The 13806-nt window shown below is 66.7% G+C and carries 14 protein-coding genes, 1 tRNA gene and 2 pseudogenes; 6 read left to right on the top strand and 11 right to left on the bottom strand.

Annotated features, from left to right (window positions below):
• Together FUT87_RS08910 and FUT87_RS08915 are read right to left on the bottom strand one after the other, a co-directional pair.
• A pseudogene (locus FUT87_RS08910) lies at positions 1-321 on the bottom strand (hypothetical protein); the annotation flags it as partial.
• Positions 318-854 (bottom strand): outer membrane protein assembly factor BamE, encoded by a 537-nt coding sequence (locus tag FUT87_RS08915; protein ID WP_255488908.1) that lies wholly within the window; start codon positions 852-854, stop codon positions 318-320. The gene FUT87_RS08915 and the pseudogene FUT87_RS08910, both read right to left, overlap by 4 nt.
• Before the next feature lie 140 nt (positions 855-994).
• Here FUT87_RS08915 and fur point away from each other — a divergent pair, with 140 nt between their 5' ends.
• Positions 995-1426 (top strand): ferric iron uptake transcriptional regulator, encoded by a 432-nt coding sequence (fur, locus tag FUT87_RS08920; RefSeq protein WP_091730779.1) that lies wholly within the window; start codon positions 995-997, stop codon positions 1424-1426.
• Between the two features lie 81 nt (positions 1427-1507).
• On the opposite strand, the gene hprK is transcribed toward fur, so the two are convergent.
• From hprK to hpf, 3 genes are all read right to left on the bottom strand, one after another.
• Positions 1508-2470, bottom strand: coding sequence for an HPr(Ser) kinase/phosphatase (hprK, locus tag FUT87_RS08925; RefSeq protein ID WP_091730781.1), 963 nt, complete (start codon positions 2468-2470; stop codon positions 1508-1510).
• A gap of 49 nt (positions 2471-2519) precedes the next feature.
• A complete protein-coding gene (gene ptsN, locus FUT87_RS08930) occupies positions 2520-2990 on the bottom strand; it encodes a PTS IIA-like nitrogen regulatory protein PtsN (protein ID WP_091730784.1) in 471 nt (156 codons plus the stop codon).
• Positions 2991-3277: 287 nt separating this feature from the next.
• Positions 3278-3619, bottom strand: coding sequence for a ribosome hibernation-promoting factor, HPF/YfiA family (hpf, locus tag FUT87_RS08935; protein WP_091730788.1), 342 nt, complete (start codon positions 3617-3619; stop codon positions 3278-3280).
• A gap of 727 nt (positions 3620-4346) precedes the next feature.
• Between hpf and corA the strand changes: the two genes are divergently transcribed.
• Positions 4347-5336 (top strand): magnesium/cobalt transporter CorA, encoded by a 990-nt coding sequence (corA, locus tag FUT87_RS08940; protein WP_091730793.1) that lies wholly within the window; start codon positions 4347-4349, stop codon positions 5334-5336.
• Between the two features lie 588 nt (positions 5337-5924).
• Here the strand turns inward: corA and FUT87_RS08945 are convergent.
• A complete protein-coding gene (locus tag FUT87_RS08945; protein WP_147240816.1) occupies positions 5925-6545 on the bottom strand; it encodes a glutathione peroxidase in 621 nt (206 codons plus the stop codon).
• A 175-nt stretch (positions 6546-6720) separates the two neighbouring features.
• Here FUT87_RS08945 and FUT87_RS08950 point away from each other — a divergent pair, with 175 nt between their 5' ends.
• From FUT87_RS08950 to FUT87_RS08965, 4 genes are all read left to right on the top strand, one after another.
• Complete coding sequence (locus FUT87_RS08950) at positions 6721-7602, top strand: acyl-ACP desaturase (protein WP_091730800.1); 882 nt, start codon at positions 6721-6723, stop codon at positions 7600-7602.
• A gap of 181 nt (positions 7603-7783) precedes the next feature.
• On the top strand, positions 7784-8203 hold the full coding sequence (locus tag FUT87_RS08955; RefSeq protein WP_091730804.1) for a VOC family protein: 420 nt from the start codon (positions 7784-7786) through the stop codon (positions 8201-8203).
• A 41-nt stretch (positions 8204-8244) separates the two neighbouring features.
• The gene (locus FUT87_RS08960; protein ID WP_147240817.1) at positions 8245-9141 is read left to right on the top strand and encodes a DUF3034 family protein; all 897 of its coding nucleotides are present in this window, start codon (positions 8245-8247) and stop codon (positions 9139-9141) included.
• Between the two features lie 46 nt (positions 9142-9187).
• A complete protein-coding gene (locus tag FUT87_RS08965; protein WP_091730814.1) occupies positions 9188-9628 on the top strand; it encodes a group 1 truncated hemoglobin in 441 nt (146 codons plus the stop codon).
• Between the two features lie 98 nt (positions 9629-9726).
• Here FUT87_RS08965 and FUT87_RS08970 read toward each other — a convergent pair.
• The 5 genes and pseudogenes from FUT87_RS08970 to FUT87_RS08990 form a co-directional block, all read right to left on the bottom strand.
• Positions 9727-9802, bottom strand: a tRNA-Phe gene (locus tag FUT87_RS08970).
• Positions 9803-9877: 75 nt separating this feature from the next.
• Positions 9878-10612, bottom strand: coding sequence for a response regulator (locus FUT87_RS08975; RefSeq protein WP_091730817.1), 735 nt, complete (start codon positions 10610-10612; stop codon positions 9878-9880).
• Between the two features lie 13 nt (positions 10613-10625).
• The gene (locus FUT87_RS08980; RefSeq protein WP_147240818.1) at positions 10626-12869 is read right to left on the bottom strand and encodes an ATP-binding protein; all 2244 of its coding nucleotides are present in this window, start codon (positions 12867-12869) and stop codon (positions 10626-10628) included.
• A 55-nt stretch (positions 12870-12924) separates the two neighbouring features.
• A complete protein-coding gene (locus tag FUT87_RS08985) occupies positions 12925-13539 on the bottom strand; it encodes a DUF4390 domain-containing protein (protein WP_091730826.1) in 615 nt (204 codons plus the stop codon).
• A gap of 30 nt (positions 13540-13569) precedes the next feature.
• Positions 13570-13806 (bottom strand): annotated as a pseudogene (locus tag FUT87_RS08990) (16S rRNA (cytosine(967)-C(5))-methyltransferase RsmB); the annotation flags it as partial.

Here is a 13806-nt window from a genome sequence, read left to right on the forward strand (position 1 = left end):
TCTGTCGGGGCTGAGCCCGGTGGTCGCCGATGACGGTGCGCACGCCCACGTTCGGCGCACAGCGCCAGGTGCGCCATCGTGCCTTCGGGGCGGGTGAAGTCGATCAGCACGTCGGACCGCGACAGGCCGGCCCGCACGTCGCTGGTGATCGCCACGCCGGTGATCTGACCGAGGAAGGCGCCGGCATCCTGGCCGAGCGCCGGGCTGCGTCGCGGTCGAGCGCGGCGGCCAGCTCGAGGTCGTCGGCGGCGAGCACGCCTCGACCAGCATCCGGCCCATGCGGCCGGACGCGCCGGTGATCGCGATCCGCAGACGGCTCATCGGCGCGGCTCCAGCGGGGGGTAGTCGCGGGTCGGTCCCATCGGCTCCGGCGCCGAGGCCGCGGCGGTGCGCACCGGCGGCGGCAGCGCCTTGCGCTCTTCTTCGGTCAGCTCCAGCTTGGGTTCCTTGCCGGAGACCTTCAGCGTGTTGATCGAGGCGATGAATTCCTTCTCGGTCGGCAGGTCGTCCGGCGCGTCGATCTTGGACAGCTGGTCGCCGTCGAAGGTCAGCAGGATGTGGCGGTTCTGCGGCGCGGCCCCTTGGCGGCGGATCGTGAACACGTAGTCCCAGCGGGACTCATGGAAGACGTCGGTCAGCAGCGGCGAGCCCAGGACATCGCGCACCTGGACACGGCTCATGCCCGGCTTGATCGCGGCCAGCTGTTCCTTGGTGACCACGTTGCCCTGCACGATCTCGACGCGGTAGGGCGTCACCAGGCCCAGCACCTTGTCGCCGCTCACCGAGAGCGCGTCGAACTTGGGCATCTGCGAGCAGCCGCCCAGCGCCAGCAGACCGACAACCAGGCCTGCCATCGCGGCGCCGGAGGCGTTCCGGCGGGCAATGCAGGCGATACGGGAATTCAATGACATGGCGCGGATTGGCCGAGGCGCAAGGGCTATGATCGCGAGATTCTAGCGGCACGCACCCCCGCTTCCCCGCAGGCGCAAACCCCATGAACCGGTCAGACGAAATCAAGAACAGCGGGCTCAAGGCCACGCTGCCCCGCATCAAGATCCTCGAGATCTTCCAGACCGCCCAGCAGCGGCACATGACCGCCGAGGACGTTTACAAAGCTTTGCTCGATGAACGCGCGGACATCGGTCTGGCCACCGTCTATCGCGTCCTCACGCAGTTCGAGCAGGCCGGCCTGCTGTCGCGCAACCACTTCGAATCGGGCAAGGCGGTCTTCGAGCTCAACGAGGGCCACCACCACGACCACCTCGTCTGCCTGACCTGCGGCTTCGTCGAGGAGTTCTACGATCCGAAGATCGAGGAGCGCCAGCACGCGATCGCGCAGGAGCGTGGCTTCCAGCTGCAGGAGCACTCGCTCGCGCTGTACGCGAACTGCGTCAAGAAGGACTGCCCGCACAAGATGGCCCGCTGACCCGGTCCGGCGATCGCGGCGTCAACGACAAGGGGCTCCGCGGAGCCCCTTCGTCATGCACCGTCGAAAGCGGCGCCGCGTTCAGTTGTTGTCGTTCAGTCCCTGCTCGATCGCGCGCTGGTGGCGCTCGACGAACTCGCGGTAGGTGTCGATGCCGCGCAATTGCAGGATGGTGTTGCGCACCGCGGCCTCGACCAGCACGGCCAGGTTGCGGCCGGCGTCCACGGCGATCACGACCTTGCGCACCGGCATGCCCAGCACGTCCTCGTAGAGCGGCTCGTAGGGCAGGCGCTCGAAGTCGCGCTCCATCGTTTCCTTGCGGACCAGGTGCACGATCAGCTTGAGCCGCATCTTCCGGCGCACCGCCGTCTCGCCGAAGATGGCCTTGATGTCCAGCAGGCCGATGCCGCGGACTTCCAGCAGATTCATCAGCAGCTCGGGGCAGCGGCCTTCGATGGCCGTCTGCGCGATCCGGAAGAAGTCGACCGCGTCATCCGCCACCAGGCCGTGGCCGCGACTGATCAGTTCCAGGCCGAGTTCGCTCTTGCCTAGTCCCGATTCGCCGGTCAGCAGCACGCCCAGTCCGAGGATGTCCATGAACACGCCGTGGCGTGTCGTGCGGTTGGCGCAGACGTGGGCCAGGTAGGCGCGCACCAGGTCGATGACGTGGCCGGCGCTCTCGGCGGTGGTGAACAGCGGGATCTCGGCGCGGTCGCACATCGCGACCAGCCGGTCCGGCGGCACCTGGTCGTCGGCGACGATGATGACCGGCGGCTCCAGCGTCACGATGCGCGAGATCCGGCGGTCCAGCACGTCGCCCGAGGCCTGGCTCAGGTAGGCGACTTCACGCCGGCCGACGATCTGGACGCGGTAGGGGTGGATGTAGTTCAGGTAGCCGACCAGGTCGGCGGCCGACTGGGCGTCCCGCAGCGCGGCTTCGTCGAAACGGCGTTCAGGGTGCGCATGCCCGGCGATCCACTCCCAACGCAAGGCCTCGCGGTGTTCCTCGAACAACCGGTCCGCGCTGATGGAGGTGGCTTTCAAGTGGGGCGGGTGCTGGAGGTGGAGAGATCGTCTCGAAGCACTGGGCCGCTCAGGCCACCGACTTCAGCGGTTCCCAGTCGGCGATCAGGCGATGCACGGTGGCGGCCTCCGCCTCGGTCTTGAGGCGTTCGCGCAGTTCGCGGTCGGACAGCATCTCGGCGATCTCGGACAGGATCTCGAGGTGTCTCTGGGTCGCCGCCTCGGGCACCAGCAGGAAGATCAGCAGGGTGACCGGTTCGTCGTCGGGGGCGTCGAAACCGATGGGCTGCTGCACGCGCAGCACCGCGGCCAGCGGGTTCTTCAGGCCCTTGATGCGGCCATGCGGGATCGCGACGCCGTGGCCCAGACCGGTGGAGCCCAGGCGCTCGCGGGCGAACAGGTTGTCCGTGACCGCGGCGCGGGAGATCGAATGGTTGTTCTCGAAAAGCAGCCCGGCCTGTTCGAAGACCCGCTTTTTGCTGGAAGCGTCCACATCGACCAGCACGTTGCTGGCGGGAAGGATGGCGGCGAGACGGTTCATCGGGCATTTACCGGCCATGTCGACCGGCGAGCTGGGGAAGCAGCCTGCGCACCAGCGGGTACGCAGATTCGAGGGTTGAAGGACTGGATTATAGGAATCCCGCTACCGAGAGGGGGTGTGACGGATGCGACGCTTCTGTGAAAACGTCTCCGCTGGTGTTGCATCGCAACAATTCTCGGCAAAAAGGCGGCCCGATGGGCCGCCTTGCGGGGAATCTCCGGGTAATCCCGAGGATCCGGTAGCGAGCCCGACGGGCCGGGAGAGGCCGTCGGATTCGCGGAGATCGGTTATCCGGCGCTCAAGTCCATGCGCTTGGCCGATTCATGGTGATGGTTCTGCACCCGATCCTTGTGGCGGCAGACCTGGCGGTCCAGCTTGTCCATCAGCTCGTCGATGGCGGCGTAGAGATCGCCGTTCGAGTGTTCGCAGAAGATTTCCCGTCCCTTCACATGCAGCGTGACTTCAGCGCGTTGGCGTCGATCCTTTTCCTTTTGCTTCTCCACGGTCAGCAGGACGTTGACGTCCACGACCTGGTCAAAGTGGCGGAGCACCCGGCTGAGCTTGTTCAGCACGTATTCGCGCAGAGCCTGTGTCACTTCGAGATGGTGGCCGCTGATGGTCAGGTTCATAAAGCCTCCTTTCACAAGGGCTTGGTCGGAAACAGAGTCGGAGTCGGCGGTCGTTGCCGCGGGGAAAAGAGCGGGCAGGGTCTTGGTGAGGTGGAAAGTCGGTGAGGGTCGGTCGGCACGTCGCCGGCATCGAGCTGGAGACGCGGGGGAAGCGGATGGAGTGTCGGAAACGGCGTGACGGGTGAGTGGTCCGCGAGGGACCCGGAAGGCCGCGAGGGCCGATGGCATGCGGGTTCTGAGGCGAAATCGATGAAGAAGACGAGTCCAGTCTGCTCCCGATCCCCAGCCTCGGCAAGTGATGGAAAGCAAGTTTGGGGGCGAATTTTCCCGCCTTGCAGCAGGGCGAGGTCCGTGCTGGAATGCTGGATGTTGTGCGGCGCGGGCCTTCCGGACCGGGCGTCCTCCCCGCGCTTCCTTGCTGGCCCTCGGGACGCGATGTGATAATCCCGCGTCCCGATTACTGGAGTCCCCCTTGGACAGCGACCACCCTCGGTGGCCGTCCACTCCAGCGTCAATCCGCCGCAGCCCCTGAGCGTTCTGCTCCACCGCATCCAACGCCGCCGCGACGCTTGTCCGGAGTGAGACGGGCCACCTCGACCCCTTGGCGCGCCGCCTGGCGTCGCCTGCTCCTGGCAACTCTCGCGCCGCGGCGACCCTCGAAGGGTCCGTCAACGCGCACTCCGGCTTGCGCGTTCGCCCGAGCGCGCACCGCCGACGAAGGATCCGCATGCTGAATGTGTTCACGCTGGACAATGGCCGCCTCAAGGGAGGCATGGTCCAGGAAGAGATTTCCACCGCCGCCGAACTGCTCTCGCTCGCCGGGGCCGACCGCAACCCGGTCTGGGTCGACCTGCAGTCGCCGACGCCGGAGGAAAAGGACTGGATCCGCGAGCGCTTCCATTTGGTGATCCCCGAGGACATCGTCGACGAGGATCTCGAGGAATCGGCCCGTTTCTACGAGGAAGACAACGGCGAGCTGCACATCCGCTCCGACTTCCTGATCGACGACATGGAAGCGCCGCGCAACGTGCGGGTCGCCTTCATCCTCTTCGACAACGTGCTTTTCTCGATCCACAACGAGGACCTGCCGGTGTTCCGCCTGCTGCGCCTGCGGGCCCGTCGCATCCCGGCGCTGATCGAGGACGCCAAGGACGTGCTGCTCAAGCTCTATGACGCGGACGCGGAGTACTCCGCCGACGTGCTGGAGGGCATCTACGACAACCTCGAGAAGGTGAGTGCGCGGGTCCTGAAGAAGGACGTCAACGACACCGAGGCGGGGCAGGTGCTGGCGGCGATCGCCCGGGAGGAAGACTTGAACGGCCGCATCCGGCGCAACGTCATGGACACCCGGCGCGCGGTCAGCTTCATGATGCGCAGCCGCATGCTCAACGCCGAGCAGTTCGAGGAATCGCGCCAGATCCTGCGCGACATCGATTCGCTCGATTCGCACACCGCGTTCCTGTTCGACAAGATCAACTTCCTGATGGATGCCACGGTCGGCTTCATCAACATCAACCAGAACAAGATCATCAAGATCTTCTCGGTCGCGAGCGTCGCCCTGCTGCCGCCGACGCTGATCGCCAGCGTCTATGGCATGAACTTCGAGGCGATGCCGGAGCTGCGTTGGAAGTACGGCTACTTCTTCGCGATCGGGCTCATGGTGGCGTCGGTGGCGGCGCCCTTCATCTACTTCCGCCGCAAGGGCTGGCTGGCCTGATCAAGCCCGCTCGACGCGGACCAGGGCGCGCCAGGAGGCGCGCTTTTTTTCGGCTGGACGCCGCAAATGCAAAGGGCTTCCGCGAAGCGGAAGCCCTGGGTAGAAAAGTAGCCTCAAGACGCCCCTGGCCAACGAGGGAGGGAGGGAGGAGGAGGAGAAAGGCCTCGGGATTGCAGCTTCACGAAGAAGCAGGTCTTGCGGCTGAAAGTGGTTGCGTCGACTGTACTCCCATCGCTGATGGGATCGGTGTAAACCCGCGGAATGCCCTCCCACGCTGCTGCGCCATCCGCCGTGTTTAAGTCAGCTCAAAGTGAGCGCTGTTATCGGCGTCGTCGCTTGCGTTTCTCATCAGCGATGTATTGATCGAGTCGTTATGGTGCAGCGCATCGACGCGGAAGTCACCCTGCCGAGCGACAAATACGTGAGCAACTGTCACCGCTGTCCCGGCTAGCCGGGACAGTTTTCAGGCTGATGAAGGCCCTTCGCCACAGGCGTGCCGATTGCCTCCTCCCGCGCCTTTCATTCAGCTTTTGCAAGCTGGAACGAGCTCAAGCGACAGGTTTTTCAAGTTGCCGCTGCGATGCTCGTTCACTGCGGCTGCGCCAGCAGCTTTTCCACGGCCTGGGTGAAGGTCGAGCTGTCCGGGCTCACGCCCGACGCGAAGCTCATGACCTGCTTGCCGTCGCGCGAAATCAGGTACTTGTGGAAGTTCCACTTCGGCGCCTGACCGGTGCGCTTGGCCAGGTCGGCGAAGAGCGGGTTCAGATCGGCTTTTCCGGCCGCGACGCTGCTCTTGCTGAACATCGGGAATTTCACGTTGAAGGTGTTCTCGCAGAACTCGGCGATTTCCTTGTTGCTGCCGTACTCCTGGTTGCCGAAATCACCGGATGGAAAACCGAGTACCACCAGCCCCTTGTCCGCATAGCGCGCGGACACCGCTTCCAACGCCTTGTACTGGGGCGTGTAGCCGCAAAAACTTGCCGTGTTGACCACCAGGACCACCTTGCCGGCGTACTGGCACAGCGCCTGTGGCTTCTCGTCCTGCAGGCGAGGCATTTGCCGGTTCAGCAGTTCCGGGCAGGCTGCGCCGGAAGTCGCGGGCTCGGCCGCCGGTGCGGCGTGGGCGGCGGTCGTGGCCAAGGCCATGGCCACCGTCGCGAGACCGGCGAAGGCGGCGCGCCGCAGGAGGGAACCGAAGGACGTGTTCATGGGCTGTGTCTCCAGGATCGGTGAATCCGAACGGTCGTGCTGCTTCGTAATAAGCGAACCCGGCGTGAGATCGGTCGGATGCGGGATTAGGCCAGATCGCCCCATGGGCCGATGCCGTAAGGGATTGTCATGGTGCGACCGGTAGAATCCGGCGCGCTTAACAGGACGCAGACAGATGCTTTATCCCGAACTCTTCAAGCAACTCGAGGCCGTGCGCTGGAACATGGACACGGATATTCCGTGGGACAAGTTCGACGCGTCCAAGCTGACCGACGACCAGGCGCGCACGATCAAGATGAACGCGATCACCGAGTGGTCCGCGCTGCCCGCCACCGAGATGTTCCTGCGCGACAACAAGGACGACAGCGACTTCTCCGCGTTCATGAGCGTCTGGTTCTTCGAGGAGCAGAAGCATTCGCTGGTGCTGATGGAATACCTGCGCCGCTTCCGTCCGGACATGGTGCCGACCGAAGCGGAACTGCACGAGGTGCGCTTCGAATTCGATCCGGCCCCGGCGCTGGAGACGCTGATGCTGCACTTCTGCGGCGAGATCCGTCTGAACCACTGGTACCGCCGCGCCGCCGAATGGCACACCGAGCCGGTCATCAAGGCGATCTACGAGACCCTGTCGCGCGATGAAGCCCGTCATGGCGGCGCCTACCTGCGCTACATGAAGCGCGCGATGAGCAAGTTCGGGGACGAGGCGAAGGCGGCATTCGCGAAGGTCGGCGTGCTGATGGCCAGCGCGCGCCGCACCGCGCAGGCGCTGCACCCGACCAATCTGCATGTGAACGCCAAGCTGTTCCCGCGCGACACGATCCAGAGCCGCCTGCCCGATCCGGAGTGGCTGGAGCGCTGGCTCGACAAGCAGATCCAGTTCGACAGCGTCTGGGAAAACAAGGTCGTCGAACGCATCCTGCACAACATGAGCCTGCTGATGGAGCGCAGCTTCGTGAGCGTCCAGGAGTTGAACCGCTTCCGCAAGGAGTTGACGCAACGCCTGGCTCAGGCGACGCAGCAGGCGCCAGGTGGCGACGCCACGCCGCAGGCGACCTGACCCTCGCGTTTTCCGCTCGTACGAAGGCCCGCCGACGCGGGCCTTCTTCATTTGAGCCGCAGCGCTCCTCGAGGGTGTTCCCACGCATGCCCCCGCTGCATGCAAACCGCTCGCCACCCGGCCACAATGCGCCGTCCGACCTCGCGTCGATTCCACTGTCCAACGCCATCCGACACCGCTCATGAAGTATCTGCACACCATGGTCCGAGTGACCGATCTCGATGCCTCGCTGAAGTTCTACCGCGACGCCCTGGGGCTGCAGGAGGTGCGCCGCAGCGAGCATGAGGCCGGCCGTTTCACCCTGGTCTATCTGGCCGCACCCGGCGACGAGGACGCGCAGATCGAGCTGACCTACAACTGGGATCCCGAGATCTATACCGGGGGTCGCAACTTCGGTCACGTGGCCTACGCGGTCCCCGACATCTACGCCGCCTGCCAGCGCCTGATGGACGCTGGCGTGACGATCAACCGCCCGCCGCGTGACGGCCGCATGGCTTTCGTGCGCTCGCCCGACAACATCTCGATCGAGCTGCTGCAGGACGGCCCGGCGCTGCCGCCGGCCGAGCCCTGGATCTCGATGCCCAACACCGGCGCCTGGTAAGCGCCCGCGCGACGTCTTCGGCATCCTCACCGTCTCTGCTCATGGACCACCTGCTGCTGCGATTGATCGCGCCGTTGTTGATGGCCGCGCCGCTGGCCTGCGCCGCACAGGCGCAAGGCAAGCTGCTGTTGACCGGCGGGGTGAGCAGCATCGATGGCGCGGCTGGTGGCGGTTTGTCGCCATGGGCATTGACCGGCAGCTACGCGACGGCGGGCCAGATCGGTGCGACCGCGTACCTCACGCGCTTGCCGGTGCAGGACTACGGCTTCACCGGCTACGGCGCCGCCGTGGCTTTTGGCGAGCGCGCCGAGCTGTCGATCGCCCGGCAGGATTTGAGCGCTGGCGCCACGGGCGCATCACTGGGGCTGCCTGGGCTCCGGCTCAAGCAGACGATCCTCGGCGCGAAGGTGCGACTGGGCGGCGATGCGGTGCTCGATGCCGACACCTGGATGCCGCAGCTCGCGCTGGGCGTCGAGTACAAGCACCTCGACGCGGGTGGCCTGGCGCCGACGCTGAGCGCGCTCGGCGCGAAGCGTCAGGGCGTGGACATCTATCTGAGCGCGACCAAGCTGTTCCTGGCGCAAAGCACGCTGGTGAACCTGACGCTGCGCGCGACGCGCGCCAATCAGAACGGCCTGCTGGGCTTCGGCGGGACGGCGAGCGGCAGTTATTCGCTGGTGCCGGAGGTGTCGATCGCCTACCTGCTGAATAAGCAGTGGGCGGTGGGCGTCGAGTACCGCGTGAAGCCCGACAAGCTCAATTCATCGATCCTGGGCGACGCGCTGCGAGAGGACGACTGGAAGGATGTGTTCGTCGCCTGGGCGCCCAACAAGCATGTGTCGCTGACGGCCGCCTATGTGGACCTCGGCAGCATCGTGCCGGGGATCCAGCCGCGTCGTCAGCGCGGCGTCTACGGCTCGATCCAATTCGCCTACTGACCGCGGCCTCGCCGCGCTCCGACGACTCGACCAGGAGGTCTGCACGATGCGATCCGCTCGAAGGCTGTGGAGGGCAGGCGCGCTGGCGCTGCTGATGGGCGTGGGCGCCGCGTCGATCGCCGGCGCGGCGGATGACGGGCTGTATCGCGCGCTGGGCGGCGAGGAGGGCATCGCCCACATCGTCGACGGCATGATCGATCGCGCCTATGCGGATGAGCGCATCAAGCGCAAGTTCGATGGCGTCAACCCGAAAGCGCTGAAGGAATCGATCCGCAAGCAGTTCTGCCAGCTCAGCGGCGGCCCATGCGTCTACGACGGCGAGACGATGGCGAAGTCGCATGCCCACCTCGCCCTGGACAAGGCCGACTTCAATGCGTTGGTCGAAGACCTGCAATTGGCGATGGACGCGCAGCGGGTGCCGTTTGCCGTTCAGAACCGCCTGCTGGCGCTGCTCGCGCCAATGCATCGGGACATCATCACGCGGTGAGCCCAGCCGCGTGTGCGGCGCTGGTTCGGCGTGTGGTGATGAGCGTCGTTGTAGCCGCAGAAAGCAGAAAGCCCGGCGGAGCCGGGCTTTCTTGAATCTGGTGGCCAAGGGCGGAATCGAACCACCGACACGCGGATTTTCAATCCGCTGCTCTACCAACTGAGCTACTTGGCCATGAGACTGGGTCTCTGTCTCCGTTGTTCCGGGTCTTGCGACTCGTGCTGAACAACGAAGACCGCGACTATAGCACTAAATTCCGCTGCCCCGCTTGTTTCTTGAAAGATCGACGCCGAGCTGCTTCAGCTTGCGGTACAGGTGGGTCCGTTCCAGCCCCGTCTTCTCGGCCACGCGGGTCATCGAGCCGTTCTCCTTGGCCAGGTGGAACTCGAAGTAGCTCTTCTCGAACGCGTCGCGCGCCTCGCGCAGCGGGCGGTCCAGCTCGAACACCTGCTCGGAGGCCAGGCCCTGGTGCGGCAGGGGCGCCACCGGCGCCAGGCCGGCCGAGGGCATCGGCAGCGTGCCGGCCGTCATCGCGGGCAGCACCTCGGGACGCGGGTAGCTGTTGCCGATGTTGAGGCCCACACCCACCACCGGTGCGGCCGGCGGGGCCGGGCGCGGCGTGGTCTTCACCAGCGCCTGCTCCACCGCGCGCAGCAGCTTCTGCAACGTGATCGGCTTTTCCAGGAAGGCCATCGCGCCGAACTTGGTCGCTTCGACCGCCGTGTCGATCGTGCCGTGGCCGCTCATCATGATCACCGGCATCGTCAGCTGGCCGGAGCTGCCCCATTCCTTCAGCAGCGTCACGCCATCGACGTCAGGCATCCAGATGTCCAGCAGCACCAGGTCGGGCCGCGAACGCTCGCGGGCGGCGCGCGCCTGCTGGGCGTTCTCCGCGAGTTCGATCGTGTGCCCCTCGTCCGAGAGGATTTCAGACAAGAGGGCGCGGATGCCCAATTCGTCGTCAACAACAAGAATGGTTGCCATGTATGCCTACTGTTCACGCGGGCCGAGGCGCGTCCTGCGCAGGGCTCGGTGCAGTCGCGAGTTTTGAAAATGATAACGAAACTTGTGCGCCGCTCGGCGGCAGATCGGCGCCGCTGGCGGCTGGGAGATTCACCAGCCGGATGCGCGCGCCATGCTCATCCGCGATTTTCTTCACCACCGCCAGCCCCAGGCCGGTCCCCTTCGTCTTGGTCGTGACGTAAGGCTCGAAGGCCCGCTTCAGCACGTTCTCCGCGAAGCCGTGGCCGTTGTCGGTGACGACCAGCCGGAGCGCCCGCAGCTCGCCGGCCTCGTTCATCGCCTTCTGCGTGCGCACGGTCACCCGGCCGTCGGGGCGCTCGCTGACCGCGTCCAGCGCGTTCTGCACGAGGTTGTGAATGACCTGCCGCAGCTGCGGCGCGTCGCCCAGGATCGCCGGCGGATCGGATGCCAGGTCCGCGCCCAGGTGGCCGGATTCCTGCGCCTCGGCGTACAGCGTCAGCACCTCGGCCACCAGCGCGTTCAGGTCCAGCGGCGCCAGCTTGGCGGCCGGCAGGCGGGCGTAGTCGCGGAACTCGTTGACCAGCTGCTTCATCGCCTGCACCTGGTTCACGATCGTGCCGACGGAACGCACCAGCATCGCCTGGTCGGTGCCCTCGAGCTTGGACTCCAGCTTGAACTGCAGCCGCTCGGCCGACAGCTGGATCGGCGTCAGCGGGTTCTTGATCTCGTGGGCGAGCCGGCGCGCGACCTCGCTCCAGGCCGCGGAGCGCTGCGCCGACACCACCTCGCTGATGTCGTCGAAGACCAGCAGCCGCGCCTCCTGCGGCAGCAGCGCGCCACGCACCAGCAGGGTCAGCGCGGTCTTCTCGTCCAGCTGCAGCTCGAAGGAGTCCTGCCAGTGCTCGCGCTCGCCGGATTCGGGGCTCTGCAGCTCGAAGCGCTGCCAGATGTCCTTGCCGAAGGCCGCCAGCGCCGGCAGGTCCTCGAGCGGCCGGCCGACGTAGGCCGACAGCGGCAGTTTCAGGATGCGGGTCGCGCCGGGATTGACCGTCTCGATGCGGCGGTCGCGGTCGAACACGATGACGCCGGCGGTCAGGTTGTCCAGGATGGTCTGCACATGGGTGCGCGCGCTTTCCAGCTGCGTCACGCTGAGCTCCACCAGGGCCCGCGCGTCGGCCAGCTGCTGGGTCATGTCGGCGAAGGACCGCGTCAGGCCGCCGAGTTCGTCGCGCGAGCGGAACACCGGCTTGGCCTTCAGGTCGCCGGTCGCGACCTCGCGCATGCCCTCGGCCAGCAGCAGCAGCGGCTGCACCAGCTGGTTGGACAGCGCCACCGCCAGCAGCAGCGCCGCGAACACCGCCAGGATCAGCACCAGCGTCAGCGTGCCCAGGTACATGCGCCGCAGGCCGTCGCGCAGCAGCGAGCGCTGCAGGTACTCCTGATTGGCGGCCGACACGTTCAGCGCGTTGCTGATGACCTTGCCGGAGATCTGCTTGACGACCATCAGGTAGCGGTCGCTGTTGGTCAGCTGCAGCGCGCTGCTGGGCAGCAGCGCCAGCGAGCGGATGCGGGCCTCGCCCAGCACCGCCTGCTGCTCGTCCTCCAGGCCCTCCAGGCGCGAGGCGACGCCGTTGTTGCGCGCCTGCGCGAGCAGCGTGCTGCTGGGGCGCTCGGGGATTTCGCTCGACTCCCCGCCGGCGGACAGCACGACCTGCCCGTTCCCGGCGATCAGCGCGACGCTGCGCGCGTTCATCTGGTCGCGCAGCCGCTCCAGCGCCAGCGGCGCCAGCGCGCCGTCCTCCCAGCGCTCGGCCGCGGCGCGGGTGCGCGCGTTCTGTTCGGTGCGCAGGTTCTCCAGCGTGTCCTGGCCCAGCGCAAGGCCGGCTTCCAGCGCACTGGCCAGGCGCTGGTCGAACAGGCTCTCGATGCTGCGGTTCACGAACTGGTAGGACACCGTGTAGATCAGCAGCCCCGGCACGACCCCGACGATCGCGAAGATGCCGGCCAGCTTCAGCAGCAGCCGGCTGCCGAAGCGGCCGCGCTTGACGCGCAGCGCCAGCCGCGTGCCGGCGGCGCCGATCACGATGACCAGCGCGGTGGCGACCGCCACGTTCACCCAGAACAGCCAGACGAAATGGCGCTCCAGGAAGCCGCGCTGCGCGGTGGTGCTGATGGACAGCAGGAAGGCCAGCATGCCGCAGGCGCCCGCGATCGCGGCCACGGAGATCAACCACGCCAGGCGTGCCGACTTGGTCACGGGTCAGGATCCTTGCTGAGTCACGAGAGGCGGGAACTGATGGGGCGGCGCGCGGTCAGGGCTGCGGCTTGTTGGGCGGCGGCGCGGCCGGCGCCTCGAGCGTGAGCGTCAGCGTGCGGTCGACGCCCAGCGTCCAGCCCTGGCTGCCGCCCAGGCCGATCTGCAGCGGTCTGGGCAGCTGCGCGGTGTCCAGCTTGTAGCTGAACTCCAGGTAATAGCGGCCGTCGTCCTCGATCTCCTTGGCGTCGGCGACGCGCCAGCCGGAGACACCGCGCAGCGAGGCGATCGCCTCGCCCAGGGTGTCGAAGCTCTGATGCAGGCCGCCGGTGCTGACGCGGTACTGGCGGGTCAGCGGCTGCCAGGTCAGGCGCCAGGTGCGGTTGGCCTGGGCGACCCGGGCATCGCGCCAGTACCAGCGGCTGCGCAGCACCTGGACCTCGGCGACGAAGTAGATCGCCACGCCCTTGAGCAGCGCGTCCTCGGCCTGCCGGGGCAGCTCGAAGCGCGTGCTGAAGCTGACCGCCAGGCCGTCCTCGGCGCGCTCCGCGTTGAGCAGCTGCAGCGCCACGCCCTGCGCCAGTGCCCAGCCGTGCAGCACCAGCAGCGCGCCGACCAGGGTCAGGCGCTGCCACCAGGCACGCAGCGGAACGGAACGGGACGGCGGGGACACGCGGACGGGATTCGACGAGGAGTTCGGGGATCAGGCCTTGTGCAACAGCGCGTAATAGAAGCCGTCGGTGACGGCCGCCGCGCCGGGCGCGAGGTCCTGGCGGGCATTGTCCGCGAGCGGCAGCAGATGCCCGGCCCCCTGGTCGAACTGACGCGACCGCGCATCGCCATGGCGTTGCAAAAACGCGTCGATCTGGTCCTGGCCCTCGGACCGGAAGACCGAGCAGGTCGCGTAGAGCAGCCGGCCGCCCGGCTTGAGCAGCGGCCA

It is taken from the genome of Mitsuaria sp. TWR114 (genome assembly GCF_007997345.1).

Coding starts and splice junctions, on each gene's coding strand:
- ptsN (WP_091730784.1), bottom strand. CDS start 2,990: ATGAACCGTCTCGCCGCCATCCTTCCCGCCAGCAACGTGCTGGTCGAT.
- FUT87_RS08950 (WP_091730800.1), top strand. CDS start 6,721: ATGCTTTATCCCGAACTCTTCAAGCAACTCGAGGCCGTGCGCTGGAAC.
- FUT87_RS08960 (WP_147240817.1), top strand. CDS start 8,245: ATGGACCACCTGCTGCTGCGATTGATCGCGCCGTTGTTGATGGCCGCG.
- corA (WP_091730793.1), top strand. CDS start 4,347: ATGCTGAATGTGTTCACGCTGGACAATGGCCGCCTCAAGGGAGGCATG.
- FUT87_RS08915 (WP_255488908.1), bottom strand. CDS start 854: ATGGCAGGCCTGGTTGTCGGTCTGCTGGCGCTGGGCGGCTGCTCGCAG.
- fur (WP_091730779.1), top strand. CDS start 995: ATGAACCGGTCAGACGAAATCAAGAACAGCGGGCTCAAGGCCACGCTG.
- hpf (WP_091730788.1), bottom strand. CDS start 3,619: ATGAACCTGACCATCAGCGGCCACCATCTCGAAGTGACACAGGCTCTG.
- FUT87_RS08975 (WP_091730817.1), bottom strand. CDS start 10,612: ATGGCAACCATTCTTGTTGTTGACGACGAATTGGGCATCCGCGCCCTC.
- FUT87_RS08965 (WP_091730814.1), top strand. CDS start 9,188: ATGCGATCCGCTCGAAGGCTGTGGAGGGCAGGCGCGCTGGCGCTGCTG.
- FUT87_RS08945 (WP_147240816.1), bottom strand. CDS start 6,545: ATGAACACGTCCTTCGGTTCCCTCCTGCGGCGCGCCGCCTTCGCCGGT.
- FUT87_RS08955 (WP_091730804.1), top strand. CDS start 7,784: ATGAAGTATCTGCACACCATGGTCCGAGTGACCGATCTCGATGCCTCG.